The sequence below is a fragment of the Arthrobacter tumbae genome (assembly GCF_016907495.1).
In the GTDB taxonomy this organism is placed as follows: Bacteria; Actinomycetota; Actinomycetes; order Actinomycetales; family Micrococcaceae; genus Arthrobacter_D; species Arthrobacter_D tumbae.
Genome location: NZ_JAFBCC010000001.1, coordinates 2,366,999 through 2,389,157 on the forward strand (window position 1 = coordinate 2,366,999; position 22,159 = coordinate 2,389,157).

A 22,159-nucleotide genomic window follows, 5' to 3' on the forward strand; every position below is an offset into this window, starting at 1 on the left:
GTTCCAGATGCTCGAATGTCCGCCGATCACCCTTACCATCCAACTCATTGTCGGGCCCATAAAGCCTAGTACCGATTACGTTAGCCGTTCAACAGTGGTTCATCCGTCAGCAAGGAGGAATTCATGCGCGCGCGATGAACAGCCACCCGCGACCGGGCGCATAGGGCAGGTCGCGTACCTCGACGCTGAGGAAGCCGGCCTCCTCCAAAGATTGCCGTAGGGCCTCTGCTGTTCTGAAGCGCAGGGTCGTTGTTGAGTCGATGCGCTCACCATCGGCATGAAATATGGTCGGTGAATCGAACGTCACCAACTCGCCGTCGACGGCCGTCACCTGCACCCAGTCCTCCACCGGGCCTTCACCAGCGACTTCCACGAGCTGCCGGGACAGCTCTTTGGTCCACCGTTCCCAGGCACGATCCGATGGCCTTCTCGACTCGAAGGCCAGTTGTCCGCCCTCACGGAGGCAGGAGTGGACAGCCAGCAACGTGGAGAGCCACTCCTTGTCGTCGAGAAAGACCTGGGCGACGTTCGCGGTCATCGTCGCCAAGTCATAGTGCTTCTGCCGGGCGGGAACAGCCGCGACAACCGGCGCCGTCCCAACAACCCATTCCGCGTTATCCGAGTTCACCTTCGACCGGGCGACCTCGATGGATGCATCCGCAGGATCGACGCCCAGCACGCGGATGCCGCGCGCCGCAAGGCGGCCGGCGAAAGTGCCGGTCCCGCAACCCACGTCCAGAACAGACGTGGCTCCAAACTCGTCGATCAGGTCCACATACGTGTCAAGATCACTCCGATCCGGATCCAGGGGGTCGTAGACGCGGGCGAGTCGGGGGTGAGAGAAAATGGCGTCAGGCACCGGCCCACCCTATGGTGACATTGCCCTGATAAACAATCAGCTCGCGTTCTATCCGGGGCGGTGACGGGGACATCAGAATATACTCGGACCATGCCAATAACGCGCCTCGACCGAGGCCTCCACGGTCAGCCGTCCGCCCTCGAGAATCACAGGAGCAATCCGTGAGCGGCGGGCTGGTAGCACTGCTGGACGATGTCGCAGCTCTTGCTCGCATAGCTGCCGCCTCAGTGGATGACGTGGCGGCAGGGGCCGCAAGGGCGGGGGTGAAGGCCGCAGGCGTGGTGATCGACGACGCCGCCGTCACCCCGCAGTACGTGTCCGGGGCGGACCCCTCCCGTGAATTACCGATGATCAAACGGATCTTTTGGGGTTCACTGCGCAACAAACTGTTGATTATCCTGCCGGCGCTGCTGCTCATCAGTGCGTTCGTTCCGGGCATCATCCCCTACATCCTCATGCTGGGCGGTACCTACCTCTGCTTTGAGGGCGCCGAGAAGGTTTGGCACAAGCTTCGCGGCCAGCACGATGCGAAGAAGACGCCAGCAGTGGAGCGGGGGCCGGAGGCAGAGGCCAAGGTCATCAAGGGTGCGATCACCACCGACTTCATCCTGTCCTGCGAAATCATGGTCATCTCGATGAACGAGGTGGCCGCCGAATCGATCTGGTCCCGTGCGCTCATCCTGGTTGTCGTAGCTATCGCAATCACCGTGCTCGTGTATGGAGCCGTCGGTCTCATCGTCAAGATGGACGATATCGGTCTGCACCTGACAACCAAAGATTCCACGGGATCCAAGCGGTTCGGTGAACTGCTCGTCAAGGGCATGCCCTCGGTGCTGGCCGCGATCACCTTCATCGGGACCATCGCCATGCTGTGGGTAGGCGGTCACATCATGGTGCAGGGCGCTCATGACCTGGGGTGGCACATGCCCTACGACCTGATCCATTCCCTCGAAGAACCATTCGCCGGAATTGCTGTGGTTGGAGGCCTGCTGGCGTGGCTCGTGAACACTTTGTTGTCGGCAGTCGTCGGACTTGCCTGGGGCCTCGCCATCATGGCCATCGTGCACCCGCTGCTGAAGGCATTGCCGTTCGGCAAGGACAAGGGTGGGCATGAAGAGGGCGATCTACGCGCAGCGGTCGCGGGCTACCGGCCGAAGAAACACGACGCCGATCACGCGTCGTAGTCACCATCCCAGCGATGATGGACAGATGAGCGCAACAGCGAACGCCGATAGTCCGTCCGACCCGGTGTCCCGATCCCTGGTGCGCCCGATCGTCCGGCTCACAGCAGCATTCATCGTGGGCTGCGCGGTGATCGCCACATTCCTGGACACCGCGTCAAGAACGCAAATCAACCCGTTCAATTTCTTCGGCTTCTTCACCATGCAGAGCAACATCATGACAGCCGCTGTGCTCTTCGTTGCGGCGATCCTCCAACTGAGGAAACGCCCGAATCCCAGGTGGCTCATGCCGGCCAGAGCTGCCACCACCACGTACATGGCCGTCGTCGGGGTCGTCTACAACCTGCTGTTGTCCGGCTTGGCTGGGGGAGTGGAGCTCGCTTGGGCGAACTGGGTTCTGCACGTCGCTTTCCCCATCTATGCGGTCCTTGACTGGGCACTCATCACGGATCGCTACAGGCTGCCGTTCAGGACGATCGGACTGATTCTGATCTATCCGCTCACCTGGTGTGCGGTGGTGCTCCTCCGCGGTGCCACCGATGGTTGGGTGCCCTACCCATTCCTTGACCCAGGCACCGGGTATGCGTCAATCGCGCTGTATGTGCTGGCCATAGCGGTGGCGTTCGCTACCTTCGGTGCATTGATCATCTGGACCAGCCGGCTCAGAATCGGTCAGGCGACCGAGACGCCGAACACCAGCCCCAACACGTAGGTTGCCGCAGCCGCTCCCAGTCCGATGGCGAGCTGACGCAGAGCCCGCTTGAGCGGAGATGCGCCGGAAAGCAAGCCGACGACGGCGCCGGTCGCCAATAGCGCCAGCCCCACCAGTACGCAGGCAACGATCACAGCCGCGATATCCGTCAGCCCAAAAATGTACGGAAGGACGGGGATCACTGCGCCGGAGGCAAAGAAGCAGAAACTCGCAGCGGCTGCGCCCATTGCGGTTCCCACGCTCTCGTGGTCGTCCTGCCGTTCCTGCCGCTCAGGCTGAAGGGAGAAGCTCGGGTCGCAGTCGCAGCTGAACTGCCCCAGGCGTTCGGCGGCGCGATGTTCGGCTGCCTCAGGAGACATGCCGCGTGCACGGTAAACCAGCACCAGTTCATTGGCGTCGATATCGAGCTCTTTGGCCGCCGTCAGGGTGACCTGCGTGGGGCGCGACGCCGTCAGCAGCTCCCGCTGCGACCGCACCGACACGTATTCGCCGGCACCCATCGACAATGCTCCGGCGAGCAGGCCCGCAAGCCCGCTGAACAACACGAACGCGCTGGAAACACCCGTTGCTCCAATGCCCATGACAAGCGCAAGGTTGCTCACCAGGCCGTCATTCGCTCCGAAGACCGCGGCCCGGAAGTTGCCGGAAAGCCGGTTGCGTCCGCGCGTCGCGAGCCCCCGCACAACCTCTTCGTGGATTTGCTCATCGGCGGCCATCGCACTGGTCGCGGAAGGATCCGCCGCATAGGGGGAGCGGCTTTCGGCACGCTGCGCGAGCGCGAGCACGAAGACTGAGCCGAAGCGGCGGGCAAGAAAGCCGAGAATCCTGTTCCGCAGCGACGGACGCAGGGGCTTGCCGGCGTCGTTCCCCAGAAGGGTGAGCCAGTGCTGTTCGTGCCGGCCCTCCGCCTGGGCGAGAGCCAGGAGGATTTCCTTCTCCTCGCCGCCGCGCTTGCGCGCCAGATAGCGGTAGGTTGCGGCTTCCGCCCGTTCGTCGGCGAGATACTGCCGCCAACGCTTGATCTCGGCGGGTGTTCGGGTTGCCTCGGGCGTCACAGCCGGCTCCTGATTTTTCCGGCCAGGGCTGTTGGGGAGCTCCGGCCATTAACGAATGCATGGCCGAAGGTCTCGTTCGCCGCTGATGCGGTGGATTGCCGGGCATCATCACTGAGTGCCAGTATGTCGACAGGCCGCGGAGCGCATTGCACTCCGGAACTACTCCCCTTCGCAAACATCAATGGTACCCGCAATGGTGCCTCAGGGCTGCACGTAGGGTAGTAGCGAAACCGCGTGCGTTCCGCATGCCCTCCCACACTCAAGGAAGAAGCGCCCGTGGAGTACAGACACGACACCAGTGCAGCACGCAAGAAACCGAGTCCGTGGCAGGACGGGCTGGGCAGGACCAGTATCCGTGGTGCCCAGTTGCTGCTGCTCATCACCGTGGCGGTCGTCTCTATTTACGGACTGATCCAGGTCCGGCTGGCGGTCATTCCGCTGCTGCTGGCACTGATCCTTGCGGCCGCAATCAGTCCACTCGTCAACATGCTGCGGCGCCATGGGTGGCCGAGCGCCCTCGCAACCGCCTTTTCGTTTCTGCTGTTGCTGGTAGTGCTCGGCGGCGTGATCACGGGCATCGTGTTTGCCGTGCGCAGTCAGCTGGACGAGTTGATCCAGCAGGCCAACCAGGGGTTCCAACAGGTCTACGACTTCATCCAGACCGGTCCCATCCCGATTGACCAGGAACAGATCGAGAACGCCCGGCAATCGGTCATTGACTTCGCCACCAGCTCGACCGTCGGAAACACCGCGCTGACCGGATTGACCGCCGCCGGCGAATTCCTCACCGGCGCGCTGCTGATGCTGGTGATCCTCTTCTTCTTCCTCAAGGACGGCGACAAGATCTGGGCTTTCATGCTGCGGCCCTTCCGTGGGGAGCGGTTGCACCGCGCACAGCGGGTGGGCCACAGGAGCCTTGACGTACTGGGCGGCTACGTGCGTGGAACGGCCATCATCGCCACAGTGGATTCCGTGTTCATCGGTATCGCCCTGCTGATCCTGGGTGTGCCGCTGGCCATCCCGCTGGCTGTGATCGTCTTCATCGGCTCGTTCGTCCCGCTCGTCGGAGCCACCGTCGCCGGGGTACTCGCCGCGCTGGTGGCACTGGTGGCCAACGGGCCGTTCGTTGCGCTGATGGTGATTCTCGCAGTCGTCGTTGTGAACCAGCTGGAAGGAAACTTCCTCCAGCCGGTTGTGATGGGACGCTCGCTGAACATTCACGCGCTCGTGATCCTGCTGGCGCTGACCGCCGGCACCATTCTCGCCGGAATCATCGGCGCGATCCTTGCCGTACCGGTGGCGGCGGTCACGTGGGCGGCGATCAAGGCGTGGACTGAGGATGATGAGCCGGAGCCGGTTACAGCGCCTGCAACGTCCGGCCCGGAGGCGGACAGTGACCGGGATTCGGCGCCCGCACAGGAATCCTAGGCCCATAAACTGCCCGCAGGTGCAGGGCTGCCGGTTCGAAGCGGCAGCCCTGCACCTGCGGGCAGTTTCTTGCGGTGAGTGATGAACCTGTCAGCGGACCGGGGTCGCCGGTCCTTCGCGGGGGACTTCCTCCTGGATTTCGCCAGCCACCCGCTTGTTCCACGCCGCCATGACCGCCGGGTCCGTCGGCTTGGTGGCAAGTGAGACCGCGATGTAGCTGACGGCTGAGGCAATGAGGCCGAAGTAGATCGGCTCGTTCGCGTACAGTCCGTCACCGATTGCCAGGCCCGCGTAGACGGCCAGCGTGCCGAGCGTGACGACGGACCCAGCGATCATCGAAACCGCTGCCCCCGGACCGGTGCCGCGCTTCCACACCAGGCCGCCGAGGATGGCGACCAGCAGGCCGCCCACCAGGATGTCGTAGGCAATGGTGAGGGCGACGACGACGTCGTTCAGGACGATCGCAACCAGTACTGCCAGGATGCCCAGCCCCAGTACCCACATGCGGTTGCCCGCGACGTCGTGCTCCGGATCGGAATCCCGGTGACCCTCTGCCGCAACCGTAGCGCCGCCGCGCAGCCCGTGGCGGCGCCAGCTGCGGACAAAAGGTACGACGTCGGAGCTCGCCACGGTTGCCGCGGCGATCAGTGCGCCGGACGCGGTGGACATCATCGCCGCAACTGCGGCGGCAAGGACCAGCCCGCCGACGCCGATGGGAAGTACATCGATGGCAACCTGGGCATAGACGTCGTCGGTGTTTTCGAGGACGGGCAGCAGCACGCTGGCTGCCATGCCGATCATGGCGCCGGCGACGCCGTAGAGGATGCAGTAGATTCCAGCGGTTGTGCCTCCCCATCGGGCGACGCCCGGCGTCCTCGAGGTGAAGACGCGCTGCCAGATGTCCTGACCGATGAGGAGCCCCAGTGTGTACACCACGAAGTAGGTGATGATGGACTGCGCGCCGATTCCGGTGATGCTGAAGAACTCTTCCCCGGCCCGCTCCCGGATGCCATCGAACCCACCGGCCGCGGAGAGCGCAAAGGGAAGCATGAGCGCGAAGACGCCGATGGTCTTGATGACGAACTGCGCCATGTCTGCCAGCGTGATGGACCACATGCCGCCTACGGTCGAGTAGATCAGCACGATGATTCCGCCGAGTGCGATGGCGAGCCAGCGGTCGAGACCGAACAGTACGACGAAGATCGTGGCGTAAGCGCCGGTCGACGTGGCGCACAGCACCACGGTGTACGCGAGCATGACGAAGCCTGCGATCTTGGTGGCCTCGTGCCCGTACCGGAGGGTGAGCATCTGGGAGACCGTGTAGATCTTCAGCTTCTGGATGGTGGGCGCGAAGAAGAGGCTGAGCACCAGGACGCCGGTGCCGATGGCGACGACGAGCCACATGCCGGAAATGCCGAACTGGTAGCCCAGCCCCACACCGCCCACGGTGGACGCTCCCCCCAGGACGACCGCCGCCATGGTGCCGGTGTACAGCACCGGCCCCAGGCGCCGGCCGGCAACGAGGTAGTCACTGGTATTTTTGGTGCGCGATTTGCCCCACCAGCCGAAGGCAAGCATCGCGGCCAGGTAGACCACCACGATGGCGACGTTGACGAATTCCATGACTCTCCTGAGAACGGGCGATTTCACCTATAGGCAACAGATGTTGTCTAGTAGGCTAGTTGTGACCGAAGTAACACGTCAAGTGTGACGGAGCGGACAGCGTCTGTATGCTCGTGAATCAGCCGTCCCGGAAGGAACCACAGTGAAGGCTCTCCCAGTAGAACCGAGCAACGCGCCGGTGGCGATTGGTTCGCGGATCAGGTCGGCGCGGCAGGCCCAGCGCATGACGATCGAACAGGTGGCCGGGTCCACCGGTTTGACCAAGGGCTTCCTCAGCAGAGTGGAGCGGGACCTGACGTCGCCGTCGGTGGCTTCCCTCGTGACGCTGTGCCAGGTCCTGTCCATTTCCATCGGTGACCTCTTCACCGTTCCGGAAACGCATCTCACCCGACTCCGCGAAGCACCGAAAATCAGTCTCGGCGGCGAGGGGATCAACGAACGGCTCATGACAGCGCGCTCGGAGCGGCGCCTGCAGATGATCCGTGCCGTCGTCGCGCCCAACGGAAAGGGCGAGTCGGACCTGTACTCGGTGGACTGCGAAGTGGAGACCCTGCATATCGTGGCCGGTCGGTTTGAGCTGATCTTCTCAAACGCCCGGTACGCGATGGAAGCGGGTGACACCATCACTTTCCCGGGCAGGGAACCGCACACCTGGGTCAACCCCTCGGACGAGGAAGCGGTGGTGCTGTGGACACTGGTTCCGGCGGCGTCCAGGAGCTGATTTTTCCTGTTCCAATCGTTACCGGGATACCAAGCGGGCTTATGGAATACTGAGCGAACGACGCCGGCTTGTGAAGGGACTGGAGCAATGAAGACTTCTCGGACAGCAGGGTTTGCGGTGGTTGCGGCCATCGCGTTGACCGCCACCGCGTGTGGCGGCGGAGGTGGCGGGACCGCCGATGGCGGGGAGGCCGCAGATTACGGAGCTGAACTCTCCGGCACCCTGACCACCGGTGGCTTCACCCTGGGCGATGAGGTGGCGACGTCCCGTGCGGACCTCGCTACCGCCGCCCTGGAAGAGGACGGTGTGACCGTCGAGATCAACGAAAGCAACTTCGATCCCCAGCGGTTCGCTGCCCAGGCCGCGAGCGGAACCCTGCCGGACCTGGTCGTGATGGACCGCCAGTATGTGGCGACGTACGCGGCCAAGGGACTGATCGAGCCGGTTGACGACTGCTTCACTACCCACGACGTCAACGCTGAGGAGCACTACTACCCTGCCGTGTTGCAGGATGTCACCTACGACGGGCAGGTCTACGGCATACCTCAGTTCTGGCAGCCGTGGTCGATCATCGCCAATACCCGCGTCATGGAGGAAGCCGGTGTCACGGCCGACGATCTGGACACCTCCAACCCTGACGCCGTGCTCGCTGCTGCGGAAGCAATGTACGAGTCTGACGGCGAAAACCCCACGCGCCTTGGGTTCGATCCGCAGATGCCCTCGCAGGCTCCCATTTGGTTTACGGCCTTCGGCGGAAAGATCATGGACGAGACCGGGAAACCGACCCTCGATGACCCCGCCAATATTGAAGCACTGACGTGGCTGAAGGAAATTTACGACGCCCAGGGTGGCTATGAGACCGCCTACAGTTTTGGCCAGACCTGGGACTTCTTCGGCGAAAACAACCAGTTTGTCGCTGATCAGGTAGGCGCAGGGCTGTACGCCCAGTGGTATCCCAACGTCCTCGCCGACTACGCCGATCAGCTGGAGATTTCCGGTGTCCCGCTGCGCAACCAGGACGGCGACGCCATCGCCGTTGCCGGCGGGCAGTCCTACGTGATTCCGACAGGCGCCGAGAACAAGGCAGCCGCCTGCAAGTGGGCCGTCACCAACACCTCCGATGAGGCGTGGATGGCAGCTGCCGAGGCGCGGGTCTCGGGTATGGAAGAGGGCGGCATGTTCACCGGCATCTTCACGGGTTCTCAGACAGCCGACCAGCTGATCAAGGATGAGTACCTGGAGTCGACGGGCAACGAAGGCTTCGATCAGCTGATCGATTCCTATTACCAGGCACTTGAAAACGGTGTGCCCCTCGGGTCGTCGCCTGCGGGCCTTGAGATTCAGACCGAACTGCAGAACGCCATGGCTCCGGCCATGTCCGGGGACAAGACCATCGATGAAGCACTGGGCGATGCACAGGCCGCCGCGATGCTGGTGTACGAACAGGCGACGGCCGGCGCGCAGTAGGCGCCGTCGTCGTCATCTGCCCGTTGAGTTGGCAGCGTCCGGGCGGCGCTGCCAACTCAACGGAAGGGGGTCAGCCTTTGCGGCCCTGACCGGCCAGGCCCTCGATGAAATACCGCTGACCGAACGCGAACAGGATCAGCATGGGCAGCGTCACGAGCAGCGCCGCTGTCATGACGTACTGGTAGTCGGCCTCGCCGCCCGAGGTGGGGCTGAACAGTGACATCGCGTAGGAGATACCGAGCGGCACGGTGTACTCCTCCGGGCTGCCCGTGTTCAAGTAAATCAGCGGAGCCTGCAGGTTGTTCCAGCTCGCCTGGAACTCGAAGATGAACACGATGATGAAGGACGGGATGGATAGCGGTAGGGCTATCCGCCGGAACAGCCCGAAGTAGCTGCACCCGTCAATGCGTGCCGCTTCGAAGATGTCGCGGGGGAGTCCGAGGAAGAACTGGCGCTGCAGGAAGATATAGAACGCCGATCCGAAGAGATTGGCGCCCCACAGCGGCACGGTGGTCCCGAGGAAGCCGAGCTCCTTCCAGATCAGGTACACCGGGATCATCGTCACTGCGCCGGGCAGCATCATGGTGCCGAGCACCAGGCCGAAGAGCAGGTTTCGGAAGGGGAACCGGAAGTAGGCGAAACCGAAGGCAACGAGTGAGCTTGAGATGGTGACGAGTCCGGCGGCCAGCAGCGCGATGATGATGCTGTTGGACATCCAGGACAGCAGGGGCAACTGCTGCCACACCTCGACGTAGTTGGTGAAAACCCAGGTCTCCGGGATGAGGCGGTTATCGAAGACGTCCTGGCGTGGTTTGAACGTTGCAGCCAGCAGCCACACGAACGGATACAGGAACAGCACCGAGAACCCCAGGAGAAGCGCCCAGAGGGCAATCCGGCCAAGAATGCTGCGGGGCTTGTACCAGGGGAAACGCTGGGTAGGCGATGCGGCGGACTTCCTCCGTGGATCTGATTCTGCGGCCGCCTGCGGTTGTGAGTTGATCACTGACGCCACTGCTACCGGCCCCCCTCGTAGTAGACGAACTTGTTCCCGAAACGGACCTGGAAGACCGTGATCAGGAGGATGATGACGAACAACAGCCAGGCGATGGCGGCGGCAAAGCCCATGTTGAACTGCTGGAAGGCCTGCTGGAACAGGTAGACGCCGACAAAGAGTGCCGCATCAGGGGAGCCGCTCGCCGTGTCCCGGTAGAAGAGCAGGAACGCCTGGTCGAAGACCTGGAGTGCGGCGATCGTCAGCACGATGGTGCAGAAGAACAGTGCATTCGAGATCATCGGCAGGGTGACGGAAAAGAACTGCCGGAGTGCTCCGGCGCCGTCGAGTGCTGCTGCCTCATACAGGTCCTGCGGAACGTTCTTCAGCGCGGCAAGGAGGATCAGCATGGTGCCGCTGACGCTCCACAGGCCAATGATGATGATGGACGGCTTCATCCAGTCGGGGTCAATCAACCACTGCGGTCCATCGATCCCGAAGATGCCGAGGAAGCCATTGATCGCACCGGAATTACCGTTGAGCAGCAGCAGGAAGATGGACGCTGCGGCGACGGACGGCGTCATCTTCGGCAGGTAGTAGATGATGCGGAAGACGCCGGCTCCGCGTTCGGGGATCCGGTGCAGCAAATAGGCCAGCAGCAGGGCGAAGCAGATTTCGAGCGGCACGGACAGCACGGCGTAGTACAGCGTGTTGCCCAGCGACGTCAGAACCTTCGGGTCCTTGAGCAGCAGCTCGTAGTTGCTGAAGCCGACAGGCGTGGCGGTGTCCGTGGAGAGGTCGTAATTCGTGAAGGAGATAACGAGGCTGTACACCATGGCTCCGAGCGTGAACACGAGAAACCCGATGACCCAGGGAAGGATGAACAGATACCCTGCCCTCGCCTCCCGGTTGAAGGGCTCCTTAATCCAGCGGGGACGCCGAAGCCGTCTCTTCCGGGGGGAGTCAACCGCTGTGGCCATGCTGCACCTCCTTGCTGTCGGCAGAGTCGCTTCTGAACAGAGTAAGCCATCAGCATGCTTTGTTTACGGCGAAAATCTTCCCATTCAGGAAGCGATGGGCTATACGCCCAAGGGGTGGTCCGATAACGTGAGCCATCCCTCTCAAGGTCAGGAGCAGTCAATGGACTGGACGCTGGAAGTCGTTGTGGTGCCGGTGAGCGACATCGCGCGCTCGATCGAGTTTTACCGCGACAAACTTGGATTCGTGCAGGATTTCGAGACCGACACCGGCGGCATGCATTTCACCCAGTTCACCCCGCCGGGCTCCGGCTGTTCCATCGTCTTCGGCAACGGACCGGGCATGGGATCCATGCAGCCGGGCACCTTGAAAGGCCTTCAGCTGGTGGTCTCCGACGCCAATGCGGCGCGCGAGGAGTTACTGGGCCGTGGTGTCTCGGTGGGTGACATCACCGTCTTTGACGAGCGCGACGGCGGCACTTTCTTTGGATTCGACGACCCGGACGGCAATTCCTGGGCTGTGCAGCAGATCAAGGCCCGCGCCGACAAGCCGCTGATTCCGCGCTCCTAGCGGTTTGTGCCGTCCTGTTTCAGCCTTCGCCACCCACCGGCGCGGTTGTTCGCAATGATCTGCCTGAACATTGCGAGCAGCGCGGGCGCGTTGACGGGGTCTCCTTCATGGAAGGCGACCGTCCGCGCGGTTTTGTTCTCATGACCGGCAGTGATGATTCCTTCGGGATCCGGCACCATCGCGCCGTCGTACAGGAAGACGTTCAGGTGATCCCTGGTGGTGAGGAACGCGCAGATATTGCCCTGCAGTACGAAGTACGGCTGGACCGTCCTCTTGATGGTTTCCTCGACCTCGGGGTCCGCTGAGTGCACCAGGTCCCGTACTTCGCGGCAGACGGATTGCTGCCATCCGGGAAGCGCGTCGATGTAGGAGTCGACGCGTGGATCGGGAATGTACTTCATGGTTTCTCCTTGGCGCTGGCACTCTCAGCGTAGCGACCTTGACTGAGACGCGTGCCACAATTAGCCTTGCGAGAAACAGTTGATGCCTATAGGGCAACTACGCGTTCGGGATTCGAACGGACATCACGGGGACCAAGGAGAGATGCATGGAAGAGTTGCGCGTTACGGCAGGCGGCCGTCTGGGGCCGATCGATTCGGCCCGCATTCCGCGGTACGCCGGAGCGGCCACGTTCGCGCGGCTTCCGCGGATCGACCAGGTGGAGAAGACCGATATAGCCGTCGTCGGGGTGCCCTTCGACTCAGGTGTCTCCTACCGGCCTGGCGCGCGCTTCGGCGCCAACCATGTCCGTGAGGCTTCGCGGCTGCTGCGCCCCTACAACCCGGCAATGGACATCTCGCCCTTCGAACGCGTGCAGGTCGCTGACGCCGGTGACATGGCCGTCAACCCCTTCAACATCAACGAGGCCATTGAGACCATCCAGCAGAACGCGCTGGATCTCACGCACGACGGCGCCCGCCTGGTCACGCTCGGTGGTGACCACACCATCGCACTGCCTTTGCTGCGCGCTGCCTCCGAGCGCGCCGGTGAGCCGATAGCGCTGCTGCACTTCGATGCGCACCTCGATACCTGGGACACCTATTTCGGTGCCGAGTACACGCACGGAACACCTTTCCGCCGCGCTGTGGAGGAAGGGATCCTGGACACCGAGGCCATCTCCCACGTCGGTACCCGCGGGCCCCTGTACGGGGTGAAGGACCTGGAGGATGACCGGCGGTTCGGCTTCGGCATCGTGACCTCCTCCGATGTCTTCCGCCAGGGCGTTGACGAGACCGTCGCCAAGCTGCGCGACCGGATCGGCAACCGGCCCCTGTACGTTTCGATCGACATCGACGTGCTGGACCCGGCTCATGCCCCGGGCACCGGAACGCCCGAGGCAGGCGGCATCACCAGCCGTGAGCTGCTTGAGATCCTGCGCGGTCTGCGCGGGATGAATCTGGTGGGCGCCGACGTCGTCGAAGTTGCCCCCGCGTACGATCACGCAGAGATCACCGGTGTGGCGGCGTCGCACGTCGCCTACGATCTGGTGAGTCTGATGGCCGACGAAATCTCCACGCGAAAGGACGGCTGATGCAGTCCGTTGAAAGTGACGCAACAGTTCCCCCGCAGCCGGTCACGGGCCAGCGCAACGGCGGTGACCTGGTTGTCGAGACGCTGAGCGCTCTGGGTGCCACCACCGTCTTCGGCATCCCGGGCCAGCACGCGCTGGGCCTGTTCGATGCGCTGTCCCGCTCCGACCTGCAGTTCGTCTCCTCGCGGGTGGAGAACAACTCCGCATTCGCCGCCGACGGGTTCTCCCGTGCCACCGGTGAAGTGGGGGTGCTCTTCCTCTCCACGGGCCCCGGCGCGCTGACGTCGCTCGCCGGACTGCAGGAGGCCTACGCGACCGGTGTTCCGATGGTTGTCGTCGCGAGCCAGATTCCGCTTGAGGGTCTCGGTGCCCGCCGGAAGGGCATGCTGCACCAGCTCGACGACCAGAAGGCATCGGCTGCCAACGTCACCAAGAGCCAGCGGCTGATCCAGCACGCCTCCGGTATCCCGTCCGCTATTCAGGACGCATGGACCGAAGCCGTCTCCTCACCGCAGGGGCCCGTCTGGGTGGAGGTTCCGCAGAATGTGCTGCTGGACGCCGTCGTCGTGCCCCAGGTTGAGGATGCGCTGGCAGAACCGTTCGACAACCCGCCACGGGTGGAGCTGGTCCGCGAGGCGGTCAAGTGGCTCTCTGAGGCAAAGCGTCCGGCGATAGTGGCCGGCGGCGGCACCCGCCGCGGCAAGGCCGAGAAGGAGCTCCTCTCGCTCGCGGAGAAGCTGGACGCGCCGGTGCTGTGCTCGCCCGGCGGCAACGGCGCCTTCCCCTGGAACCACGAGCTGTCGCTGCAATCCTGGGTTGAGGACCGCTACGTCACCGAGGTGCTTGAAGACGCCGACGTCCTGCTGATCATCGGTTCCTCACTCGGTGAGGTGACGTCCAACTACTTCAGCCTCGAGCCGCGCGGCCGCATCATCCAGATCGATGCCGAACCCCGCGTCCTCGAATCCAACCGTCCTGCGCTCGGCATCCGGGCGGACGCCGGCCAGGCGCTCACCGCACTGGATGAAGCCCTCGAACCGGCCGGGCGCCGCACCGGCGACTACGATCCCCGCAGGCTCGTCGCCGACACGCTCGCCAAGGTTCGGGCGCGTCTCGATGAGCAGGACCTGGGCAAGGAGCGGACCTTCATGGACGACATCCGGGCGGCTGCGCCGGATGATATGCAGACCTTCTGGGACATGACCATCGCGGCGTACTGGGCCTGGAGCTGCTGGGACTCCCGGGATGGTGAGTTCCATTCGGCGCAGGGTGCCGGTGGCCTCGGCTACGGGTTCCCCAGTGCTATCGGCGGTTCGGTTGGCCTCGCGTCGAAGGGTCTGTCTGACCGGGTGCTTGCCGTGTCCGGCGACGGTTCGGCCATGTACTCGATCGCCGAGCTTGCCACCGCCCGCCAGCACAATCTGCCGGTCACCTGGCTCATTGTCGACGACGGCGGCTACGGCATCCTCCGCGAATACATGGAGGGCGCGTTCGGCAAGGCAACGGCCACCGAACTCACCCGGCCGGACTTCGTGAAGCTGGCGGAATCCTTCGGGGTCCCCGCAGTCCGCGTGGCGCCCGAAGACGTGCGGGAGGCACTTGAGGCGAGCTTCGCTGCGGAGGGTCCCAACGTCGTCGTTGTTGAGACGCTGCTGAGGCTTTTTGCTCCCACGCACCTGTAGGTTGAAGGGCGAAGCCCGCTGACCCCCGGAAGGCCCGCCGTGTTTGATCTGCGCGAACTGGATAGGTCCATTGTCGGAGCGCCGATGGCCGGCGGCCCCTCGACGCCGGAGCTTGCCGCTGCAGTGAGCAACGCCGGCGGCCTGGGTTTCCTCGCCGCGGGCTATCGCACGCCGGAGGATCTCGAGGAGCAACTGCGCAGCGTTTCCACGCTGACCGGTGGTCCCGTTGGCGTGAACCTGTTTGTGCCCGATTCCTTCCAGCCGGAGGCGGTGCTCCTCGATGCCTACCGAGAGTTTCTGCGTCCGGAGGCTGCCGCGCTTGAAGTCGAGTTGGGTGAACCCCGGAACGACGACGACGGCTGGGACGCAAAGCTCACTCTCGTTCTGGACTTCCGCCCCGCCGTGGTGTCCTTCACTTTCGGCTGCCCGGACCCTGCGGTTCTGCGGAGGATGGCGGGCGCCGGGATCCTCCCGATGGTGACCGTGACAACCCTCGATGAGGCGGAGCGTGCAGTTGCGGCAGGCGCCCGGGCGCTCGCCGTTCAGGGCCCGGATGCGGGCGGTCACCGGGGGACTTTTGATCAAGGGCAGGTACCTTCCGCGAATCCGCTCGGTGAGCTGGTTGCCGCTATCCGGTCCAGGACTGAAGTCCCGCTCGCGGCGGGCGGGGGAGTGTCGGGGCCAGTCGACGTCGTGCGCTTGCGTGAAGCGGGCGCCGATGCGGTGCAGGTGGGCACCGCGCTGCTGCTCTCGGATGAAGCGGGCACCAATCCGCTGCACCGGGCAGCGCTGAGTGAGGGTCGGTTTGATGGGACGTCACTCACCCGTGGCTACACCGGACGGTACGCGCGCGGCCTGACGAACCGGTTCATCCGTGAGCATCAGGACGCGCCAGCCGGATATCCGCAGCTGCACCACGTGACTGCGCCGCTTCGCAGGGCCGCGGTGGACCAGAGGAATGCCGACGTGGCCCACCTGTGGGCCGGGACCGGGTTCGCCTCGGCGCGGCCGGGGCCTGCGGTGGAAATCATCCAGTCCTTGGCCTGACTACTGGGCTGGATGTCAGGCCTGAATTCAGGAGGCCGTTGATTCCCGCGCGATGACCTCGAACTGTGTCAGAATCTCGCGCGGCGCCGGGCCCGCTGGATTCTTGATGCGCTCCATCAGTACTTTGATCGCAGTCTCGGCGATCTCTTCGCGGCCCGGGTTGACGCTGCTGAGTGTGGGGATGGAGTAGCGGGTCTCGTCGAGATCGTCGAACCCGATCACGGCCACGTCGGAGGGGATGCGCCGGCCGGCCTCCTGCAGTACGCGCATGGCGCCCTGTGCCAGGGTGTCGTTGAAGCCGAACACCGCATCGAAATCCACGCCGCGATCAAGCAGCTCATGCATCGCTTCGGCACCGTTCGCGCGGTGCCACGTACCGACGTAGGCGACCAATCCGTCGTCGTACGCTATTCCACGCGACTCGAGCGCCTCACGGTAGCCCTTGAGTCGGAGCCCTGCCGAGCCGATGACTTCGCCTTCATGCGCACCGACGACGGCGATGCGCCGCCTCCCGGTGTCCAGCAGGTGCTCAGTGGCGGCGCGGGCGCCCTCGACGTTCTGCATGGTCACGTGGTCGCAGCCGCCGGAGAAGATCCGTTCGCCGAGCAGCACCATCGGCACCTCGGCGGTGACCAGCGCGGCATCCTCTTCACCGAGGCCGAGCGGGCTGAAGATCAACCCGTCCGACATGCGCAGGCGGGGGCTTTTGAGGACTTCGAGTTCGCGGTCGCGCTCGCCGCTGGTCTGCTCGATGAGCACCACAAGGCCGCGGGCTTCGGCGGCGCGGATGACGGCGTCGGCCAGTTCAGCGAAGTAGGGGAGGCGCAGTTGGGGAACGGCGAGGGTGATCGCGCCGGTGTGCCCGGACCGAAGGCTGCGCGCGGTGAGGTTGGGGCGGTAGCCCAATTCGGCGATGGCTTTGTTCACGCGCTCCCGTGTTGCCGGGCGAACGTTGGGGTGGTCGTTGATGACGTTGGACACCGTCTTGAACGACACCCCGGCCACCTGGGCCACGTCGTGCAGGGTCGTCGCCATGTGGAGTGTCCTTTGTGGTGGAGGAGCCGGTGGGACACATTTTGTGTCCCACCGGCAGAATATCGCGTCGGTGTGCTTCCGGGGGCAGGGGGGAGACAGGCCTGAGGGTGAGCGGTTCGGCCGATTCGGATAGCGGATTAGCCAAACGTGAGCGGTTAACCGGTATCCGATTGCCAGAAGGTTATCGTGGGGCGCCTTGGTCAGGAAGGTTGACGACTCACGTGCTGCATGAAAGTATTTCTAACGTTGTAATTTACGTTGTAAAGGCACGGGCGCCCGTGCATTCCGACAGGCAGGAACATATCCGTGACCACCACCACGCCCGATTCGACGGCGGCCACGACACCCGCCGGCTGCGACGTCCCTGTGGAAGCGCCGACGACCATCCGCATTGACCGGTCAGCTGTAGTCGCGCCGGTCAGCCGGAGAATTTTCGGCTCCTTCGTTGAGCACCTCGGCCGCTGCGTGTATGACGGCATCTACGAACCCGGCCACCCGACCGCCAACGAGGACGGCTTCCGCATGGACGTCGTCGAGCTTGTCCGCGAACTTGGTTCTACTACCATTCGCTACCCCGGTGGCAACTTCGTGTCCGGCTACCGTTGGGAAGACGGCGTCGGCCCCCGGGACCAGCGCCCCGTCCGCCGCGACCTCGCCTGGCATTCCATCGAGACCAACCAGGTGGGCCTCGACGAATTTGCGCGCTGGTGCAAGTTGACCGGCTCCGAGCTGATGATGGCCGTCAACCTGGGCACCCGCGGTATCGAAACAGCGCTCGACCTCCTCGAATACGCCAACCATCCCTCCGGCACCGCGCTGAGCGACCAGCGCATCGCCAACGGCGCCAAGGAACCCTACGACATCCGCATGTGGTGCCTGGGCAACGAGATGGACGGGCCCTGGCAGATCGGGCATATGTCCGCCGAGGATTACGGCAAGATCGCGGCCCGCACCGCCTCAGCCATGAAGACGGCGGACAAGGACCTTGAGCTGGTGGTGTGCGGTTCCTCCGGTTCCTCGATGCCGACCTTCGGCGAGTGGGAGCGCGTGGTCCTCGAGCAGAGCTATGACTACGTGGACTACATTTCCTGCCACGCGTACTACCAGGAGCGCAACGGGGATCTCGGTTCCTACCTCGCCTCCTCGCTGGACATGCAGTACTTCATCGAGACCGTGGTGGCCACCGCGGACCACGTCAAGCACAAGCTCAAGAGCAAGAAGACCATCAAGCTCTCCTTCGACGAGTGGAACATCTGGTACCTCGAGGAACACCAGGCATCGGATGAGGTCAACGATGAATGGCGCGTAGCCCCCCGCCAGCTCGAGGACACGTACTCGGTCGCTGACGCCGTTGTTTTCGGCAACCTGCTGATTACGCTGCTGAAGAACCATGACCGCGTGGCCTCGGCGTCGCTGGCGCAGCTGGTCAATGTCATTGCGCCGATCATGACGGAGCCGGGCGGCGACACCTGGCGCCAGACCACCTTCTTCCCGTTCTCCGTCACCTCGCGGCTCGCGAAGGGTGAGGTGCTGCGGCCGCAGATCGACGCCGGCACCTACTCCACGAAGGTCTACGGCGACGCTCCGCTGGTCGATGCCGTGGCCACGGTCGACGGCGGAAAGTCGGCACTGTTCCTCGTCAACCGCAGCCAGACCGACACCATTGACGTGTCCGTCGATGTGAAGGATCTCGGCGCCGAAATCATCACCGAGGCTCTCACCCTGCATGATGAAGACGCCTACGCCAAGAACACCCGTGAGGACCAGCTCCGGGTGGGCCTGAAGCAGCTGTCGGGTGCAGTGCTCGACGGCGGTGCGCTCAGCGTGTCGCTGCCTCCGGTTTCCTGGTCAGCGATCGCCCTCGGTTAGTGAACCAACGGCGCGCCAGAGGCGGGCGGGGGGAGCACTTTCACAGTGGACCTCGTCCCGTACTTCCGCTGGGGCAACCGGGGGCCCGGTGGCATGCGCGGCTGGATCCCGGCGATGTGAATCCGTTACCAAATGGGTGGCTCACGTGACCGTTCCGTGCTTCCGCGTGCCCGGTTCCGCCCGTAGCGTCTGAGCGCAAGGGGAGGAAATTCCCCTGCGGCGTTTGCCGCAAGTCTCCTGGAAAGCATTCACGTGTCCAAGCGCTCAGCTGTTGTAGCCCTTGCCATCACATCGCTCCTCCTGTCTGCTTGCGCGGCCAACGCAGACGCCGAAGTAGGAAGCGCCGGCGAACCCAGATCCGCGTCAGCCGCACCTCCTCCTGAGTCTCTGACCCAGCGGCCCACCGCTGAGCCTGCCCAAGAGCCCGCGCCGGTCAAGTCGGACGGCGCTGCGCCGCCTGAAGGGCGCATCCTGGTCGAAGAACCTGCTCCTCCTACGGAGGAAGCTGCGCCGCCTGTGGAACCTGCCCCGACTGTGGAACATGTGCCCACAGTGGAGGCGGCTCCGCGTGTGGAACACCCCACTTCCGCACCGGAACCCGCCGCGGGGCAGACACCTGCACCCGAGGCGTCCGAGGCCCCCGTGGCGCCCGAGGGGCCCGCGGAACCGGTCGAGCCGCTGCCTGCAGGTCCCAACGACCCCTTTGTGCCACCGCCGCACGGTGAACCGAACCCGCTGGCCGACAACCCGCGCCCCGGTGCGTCGCCGGGACCAACGCCAACAGGGCCGAACCCGGCAACCGGTGAAGACATCAGCGTCGCTCATCCGGAGCCCGGCTACCCAGGTCCTTCCATTGTTGTATCGCCGGGCCTCCTGCGCATCGGTGGTTCCGGCTACGCGGCCGGCGAGATGATCAGCGTGATTTTCTCGGTTCCGAATTCGGACGACAATTTCCTGAACCATGGTCCGGGCGCCAGGTCCGAGCCTGTCGTCGTGTATGCCGACTCCAACGGCTCCTACACCTACGACATTCAGGTTGCCCCGGAGTTGGCGTCGGGAGACTACGTCGTCATGACGTGGGCGCCGAACCGGGGTGGTGACGCGGCAGAGGCATCCAAGCGGTTCCTCGGCGTCTTCGTTACGTAGCTTCCGGTTCGCCTCGCGCTACTCCCGGTCTGGCTCGTGCTCGGTTCGAGCCTTCCCATGGGTGGCCGAGGGGTGGTGCACACCCGCCGCGGATGGAAAGCTGGTGCAATGTCATACAGCAAGGGAACCAAGGTCAGCTGGAACACGTCGCAGGGCAAGACGCACGGCACGGTCGTGGAGAAGAAGGACAAGGAGTTCACCTTCGACGGCCAGAAGTTCAACGCGTCGAAGGATGAGCCGTACTACATCGTCGAAAGCGAGAAGTCGGGAAAGCAGGCCGCCCACAAGGAGAGCGCGCTCGACAAGCAGTAGCGGGAATGTTTCCCGGTCTTCGCTGGTTCAACTAGATGCAAATGCATGAAGCGCAGCGAACGGAAGGACCGGCAATGGAAACACGCCGAGTAGTAGTGGTGTCAGGCGGAATGGGAACGCCGTCGTCGAGCCGGATGCTCGCGGATCAGCTCGGAGAGGCGGCCCGCCGCGAGCTTCAGCGCGCCGACGTCCACACCGACATCACCACCATCGAACTCCGCGAACTGGCCGTCGACATCGCAAATAACATGGTCACAGGTTTCGCCCCGCCCGCGCTCGCGGACGCGCTGCAGTCAGTTGCCGATGCCGACGCGCTCATCGTTGTCAGCCCGGTCTTCTCCGGCTCCTACAGCGGCCTGCTGAAGTCGTTCTTCGACGTGCTCGACAACACGGCACTGGACTCGGTGCCCGTGCTCATCGCCGCAACCGGCGGCAGCGTCCGGCACTCCCTCATGCTCGACCACGCCATGCGCCCGCTCTTCACCTACCTCCGTGCCCGCGTCGTCTCGACCGGGGTCTACGCCGGTCCCGAGGACTGGGGAACCGGATCCGACGGTGCACCCGCCCTCGACCAGCGCGTCACCCGCGCGGCCGGCGAACTCGCGGGCATGATTGCGGGGACGACGACGGCGCGCCGCCCCAACAGCGCGCAGGCCTCCCTTCCGTTCGAGCAGCTTTTGGCCCAGGTACAGGGCCGCTGATCCGCCACCGGGATATCCCACCCCATCGCGGGTTTCAGTGGGAATGTCTAGACATTCCCACTGAACGCGCCCGTTCGCTGGGATAGCCGGAGTTGGGTTTCACACGGCGTCAAGGCTGTGCCGGTCCACCCAACCGTGTTTTGCTGGACCCATGACTCGGATTGCAGTGGTGGGAGCAGGAATTGTCGGACTGGCTACAGCCCATGCCCTTCGCACGGCGGGCGCGGAGGTCACCGTCTACGAGTCCGGAACGCCCGGCGGCGGACAGTCCGCCGGCGACGGGCGGATTTTCCGGCATGCCCACAAGGACGTCCGGCTGGCCGAATTCGTCAATCACAGCCGCACCCTCTGGCGGGAATGGGAGGCCGAGTTCGGCGTGGAACTGGTGTCCGACGCCGGAGCGGTTGCCATCGGCGACAGCGTCGAGGACAAGTTGCGCGTTCTCAAGGACCTTCCACACATCCGCGTTGCACTTCTGGCTCCGGGTCAACTCGCATCCTCTTTGCCGATCCTCGCGGACTTCGAGGGCAAGGCCATGCTGGATGTGGATGGCGGCGCTATCCGTACCCTCGCCGCTTTCCGGGCCCTGACCGGAAGCCTCGCAGAAGCTCCTGTGACCGACCACGTGCTGACTGTCCAGCACACCAGTGACGGCGATGTCGAGGTCCGTACCGGGACCCGCGTTGACCGTTTCGACCACGCTGTTCTGTGCGCCGGCCGCGGCACGGCTCCGCTGGCACGTGGGGTGGGACTGGATATCCCGGTTGAACTTGCCGCTCATGCCCGCGTGACGTTCCGGGTACGGGGAGACGCCGAAACTCCGCTGCCGACTTTTCAGGACGGCAGCGGAATTTTCGGAGAGACCGGAATCTACGCGGCGCCTTCAGCCGACAACCGTTCCTACTCGGTGGGCCTCAGCGAGACAACCGGGGTACGTCAGGACGGAAGCCTCGCGGACCCGACCGCGCTCGAATCCCTTGCCGCCCGTGCAGCGGCCTATGTCCGCCACGCTCTGCCGGGCCTGGACCCTGAGCCGTCCGGCTACGTGCACTGCTGGGTGACCCGTCTGCCCTGGGGCGAGGACGGTGTCGGGGTCTGGTCTACAGGCAAGATCAGCGCCATTGCCGGCCATAACCTCTTCAAACAGGCGCCGGCTCTGGGGGAGGCGCTGGCAGAAACTGCACTATCCGGCGTCGTTCCGGCCTTGCTGCGTCCGGAAGCGCAGCTGGGGAAGGGCTGATCAGCGGAGCG

22 protein-coding genes are annotated in these 22,159 nt (G+C 64.2%); 15 read left to right on the forward strand and 7 right to left on the reverse strand.

Translation table 11 applies throughout. From position 1 onward, the window contains the following. Positions 1-121: 121 nt before the first annotated feature. Positions 122-859 carry a class I SAM-dependent methyltransferase gene (locus tag JOD47_RS11390; protein WP_204534387.1) on the reverse strand — a complete coding sequence of 246 codons (738 nt, stop codon included), beginning with the start codon at positions 857-859 and terminating at the stop codon, positions 122-124. Between the two features lie 161 nt (positions 860-1,020). Here JOD47_RS11390 and JOD47_RS11395 point away from each other — a divergent pair, with 161 nt between their 5' ends. Continuing rightward, positions 1,021-2,043, forward strand: coding sequence for a DUF808 domain-containing protein (locus JOD47_RS11395; RefSeq protein ID WP_204534388.1), 1,023 nt, complete (start codon positions 1,021-1,023; stop codon positions 2,041-2,043). A 25-nt stretch (positions 2,044-2,068) separates the two neighbouring features. Next, entirely contained in the window at positions 2,069-2,752 is a 684-nt protein-coding gene (locus JOD47_RS11400) for a Pr6Pr family membrane protein (RefSeq protein WP_204534389.1), read from the forward strand. On the opposite strand, the gene JOD47_RS11405 is transcribed toward JOD47_RS11400, so the two are convergent. Beyond that, positions 2,713-3,807, reverse strand: a complete 1,095-nt coding sequence (locus JOD47_RS11405) for a VIT1/CCC1 transporter family protein (protein WP_204534390.1) — start codon at positions 3,805-3,807, stop codon at positions 2,713-2,715. The genes JOD47_RS11400 and JOD47_RS11405 overlap by 40 nt on opposite strands. A 276-nt stretch (positions 3,808-4,083) precedes the next feature. On the opposite strand from JOD47_RS11405, the gene JOD47_RS11410 reads away from it, so the two are divergent. Beyond that, positions 4,084-5,235, forward strand: coding sequence for an AI-2E family transporter (locus JOD47_RS11410; protein ID WP_204534391.1), 1,152 nt, complete (start codon positions 4,084-4,086; stop codon positions 5,233-5,235). A 90-nt stretch (positions 5,236-5,325) separates the two neighbouring features. On the opposite strand, the gene JOD47_RS11415 is transcribed toward JOD47_RS11410, so the two are convergent. After that, positions 5,326-6,858 (reverse strand): sodium:solute symporter family protein, encoded by a 1,533-nt coding sequence (locus tag JOD47_RS11415; protein ID WP_204534392.1) that lies wholly within the window; start codon positions 6,856-6,858, stop codon positions 5,326-5,328. 142 nt (positions 6,859-7,000) lie between these two features. Between JOD47_RS11415 and JOD47_RS11420 the strand changes: the two genes are divergently transcribed. Both JOD47_RS11420 and JOD47_RS11425 read left to right on the forward strand, forming a co-directional pair. After that, a complete protein-coding gene (locus JOD47_RS11420) occupies positions 7,001-7,579 on the forward strand; it encodes a helix-turn-helix domain-containing protein (protein ID WP_204534394.1) in 579 nt (192 codons plus the stop codon). Positions 7,580-7,666: 87 nt separating this feature from the next. Next, complete coding sequence (locus JOD47_RS11425) at positions 7,667-9,046, forward strand: extracellular solute-binding protein (RefSeq protein WP_204534396.1); 1,380 nt, start codon at positions 7,667-7,669, stop codon at positions 9,044-9,046. 70 nt (positions 9,047-9,116) lie between these two features. On the opposite strand, the gene JOD47_RS11430 is transcribed toward JOD47_RS11425, so the two are convergent. Both JOD47_RS11430 and JOD47_RS11435 read right to left on the reverse strand, forming a co-directional pair. Then, on the reverse strand, positions 9,117-10,049 hold the full coding sequence (locus JOD47_RS11430; protein ID WP_307836267.1) for a carbohydrate ABC transporter permease: 933 nt from the start codon (positions 10,047-10,049) through the stop codon (positions 9,117-9,119). Between the two features lie 11 nt (positions 10,050-10,060). After that, a complete protein-coding gene (locus JOD47_RS11435; protein WP_204534400.1) occupies positions 10,061-11,017 on the reverse strand; it encodes a carbohydrate ABC transporter permease in 957 nt (318 codons plus the stop codon). A 160-nt stretch (positions 11,018-11,177) separates the two neighbouring features. Between JOD47_RS11435 and JOD47_RS11440 the strand changes: the two genes are divergently transcribed. Next, positions 11,178-11,585, forward strand: a complete 408-nt coding sequence (locus JOD47_RS11440; RefSeq protein ID WP_204534402.1) for a VOC family protein — start codon at positions 11,178-11,180, stop codon at positions 11,583-11,585. Here the strand turns inward: JOD47_RS11440 and JOD47_RS11445 are convergent. Continuing rightward, entirely contained in the window at positions 11,582-11,986 is a 405-nt protein-coding gene (locus tag JOD47_RS11445) for a DUF1801 domain-containing protein (protein WP_204534404.1), read from the reverse strand. The two genes, JOD47_RS11440 and JOD47_RS11445, sit on opposite strands and share 4 nt — an antisense overlap. A 146-nt stretch (positions 11,987-12,132) precedes the next feature. Between JOD47_RS11445 and speB the strand changes: the two genes are divergently transcribed. Genes speB through JOD47_RS11460 form a run of 3 tightly spaced genes read left to right on the forward strand, consistent with a single transcriptional unit; the run spans position 12,133 to position 15,845 of the window. Then, a complete protein-coding gene (gene speB, locus JOD47_RS11450; protein WP_204534405.1) occupies positions 12,133-13,116 on the forward strand; it encodes an agmatinase in 984 nt (327 codons plus the stop codon). Next, complete coding sequence (locus tag JOD47_RS11455; protein ID WP_204534407.1) at positions 13,116-14,798, forward strand: thiamine pyrophosphate-binding protein; 1,683 nt, start codon at positions 13,116-13,118, stop codon at positions 14,796-14,798. Before speB ends, JOD47_RS11455 begins: the two co-directional genes overlap by 1 nt. Before the next feature lie 39 nt (positions 14,799-14,837). Continuing rightward, positions 14,838-15,845 (forward strand): nitronate monooxygenase, encoded by a 1,008-nt coding sequence (locus JOD47_RS11460; RefSeq protein ID WP_307836268.1) that lies wholly within the window; start codon positions 14,838-14,840, stop codon positions 15,843-15,845. A 27-nt stretch (positions 15,846-15,872) separates the two neighbouring features. Here the strand turns inward: JOD47_RS11460 and JOD47_RS11465 are convergent, their stop codons facing one another. Continuing rightward, positions 15,873-16,880, reverse strand: coding sequence for a LacI family DNA-binding transcriptional regulator (locus JOD47_RS11465; protein ID WP_204534409.1), 1,008 nt, complete (start codon positions 16,878-16,880; stop codon positions 15,873-15,875). A 366-nt stretch (positions 16,881-17,246) separates the two neighbouring features. Between JOD47_RS11465 and arfA the strand changes: the two genes are divergently transcribed. From arfA to JOD47_RS11490, 6 genes are all read left to right on the forward strand, one after another. Continuing rightward, a complete protein-coding gene (gene arfA, locus JOD47_RS11470; protein WP_204536649.1) occupies positions 17,247-18,749 on the forward strand; it encodes an arabinosylfuranosidase ArfA in 1,503 nt (500 codons plus the stop codon). A gap of 45 nt (positions 18,750-18,794) precedes the next feature. Beyond that, entirely contained in the window at positions 18,795-18,869 is a 75-nt protein-coding gene (locus JOD47_RS17905; RefSeq protein ID WP_372432846.1) for a hypothetical protein, read from the forward strand. Positions 18,870-19,001: 132 nt separating this feature from the next. Next, positions 19,002-19,895: a hypothetical protein gene (locus JOD47_RS11475; RefSeq protein ID WP_204534411.1), complete on the forward strand. Its 894-nt coding sequence runs from the start codon at positions 19,002-19,004 to the stop codon at positions 19,893-19,895. A 108-nt stretch (positions 19,896-20,003) separates the two neighbouring features. Further along, positions 20,004-20,207: a hypervirulence associated TUDOR domain-containing protein gene (locus JOD47_RS11480; RefSeq protein ID WP_056550188.1), complete on the forward strand. Its 204-nt coding sequence runs from the start codon at positions 20,004-20,006 to the stop codon at positions 20,205-20,207. 74 nt (positions 20,208-20,281) lie between these two features. Continuing rightward, positions 20,282-20,908, forward strand: a complete 627-nt coding sequence (locus JOD47_RS11485) for an FMN reductase (RefSeq protein WP_204534413.1) — start codon at positions 20,282-20,284, stop codon at positions 20,906-20,908. A 151-nt stretch (positions 20,909-21,059) separates the two neighbouring features. Continuing rightward, positions 21,060-22,148 (forward strand): NAD(P)/FAD-dependent oxidoreductase, encoded by a 1,089-nt coding sequence (locus JOD47_RS11490; RefSeq protein WP_204534415.1) that lies wholly within the window; start codon positions 21,060-21,062, stop codon positions 22,146-22,148. The last annotated feature ends 11 nt before the right edge of the window (positions 22,149-22,159 follow it).

Bases quoted from the DNA above. Each gene is read 5' to 3' on its own strand.
- JOD47_RS11400 (WP_204534389.1), top strand. From the start codon at position 2,069: ATGAGCGCAACAGCGAACGCCGATAGTCCGTCCGACCCGGTGTCCCGA.
- JOD47_RS11415 (WP_204534392.1), bottom strand. From the start codon at position 6,858: ATGGAATTCGTCAACGTCGCCATCGTGGTGGTCTACCTGGCCGCGATG.
- JOD47_RS11425 (WP_204534396.1), top strand. From the start codon at position 7,667: ATGAAGACTTCTCGGACAGCAGGGTTTGCGGTGGTTGCGGCCATCGCG.
- JOD47_RS11435 (WP_204534400.1), bottom strand. From the start codon at position 11,017: ATGGCCACAGCGGTTGACTCCCCCCGGAAGAGACGGCTTCGGCGTCCC.
- JOD47_RS11440 (WP_204534402.1), top strand. From the start codon at position 11,178: ATGGACTGGACGCTGGAAGTCGTTGTGGTGCCGGTGAGCGACATCGCG.
- JOD47_RS11445 (WP_204534404.1), bottom strand. From the start codon at position 11,986: ATGAAGTACATTCCCGATCCACGCGTCGACTCCTACATCGACGCGCTT.
- speB (WP_204534405.1), top strand. From the start codon at position 12,133: ATGGAAGAGTTGCGCGTTACGGCAGGCGGCCGTCTGGGGCCGATCGAT.
- JOD47_RS11455 (WP_204534407.1), top strand. From the start codon at position 13,116: ATGCAGTCCGTTGAAAGTGACGCAACAGTTCCCCCGCAGCCGGTCACG.
- JOD47_RS11465 (WP_204534409.1), bottom strand. From the start codon at position 16,880: ATGGCGACGACCCTGCACGACGTGGCCCAGGTGGCCGGGGTGTCGTTC.
- JOD47_RS11480 (WP_056550188.1), top strand. From the start codon at position 20,004: ATGTCATACAGCAAGGGAACCAAGGTCAGCTGGAACACGTCGCAGGGC.
- JOD47_RS11485 (WP_204534413.1), top strand. From the start codon at position 20,282: ATGGAAACACGCCGAGTAGTAGTGGTGTCAGGCGGAATGGGAACGCCG.
- JOD47_RS11490 (WP_204534415.1), top strand. From the start codon at position 21,060: ATGACTCGGATTGCAGTGGTGGGAGCAGGAATTGTCGGACTGGCTACA.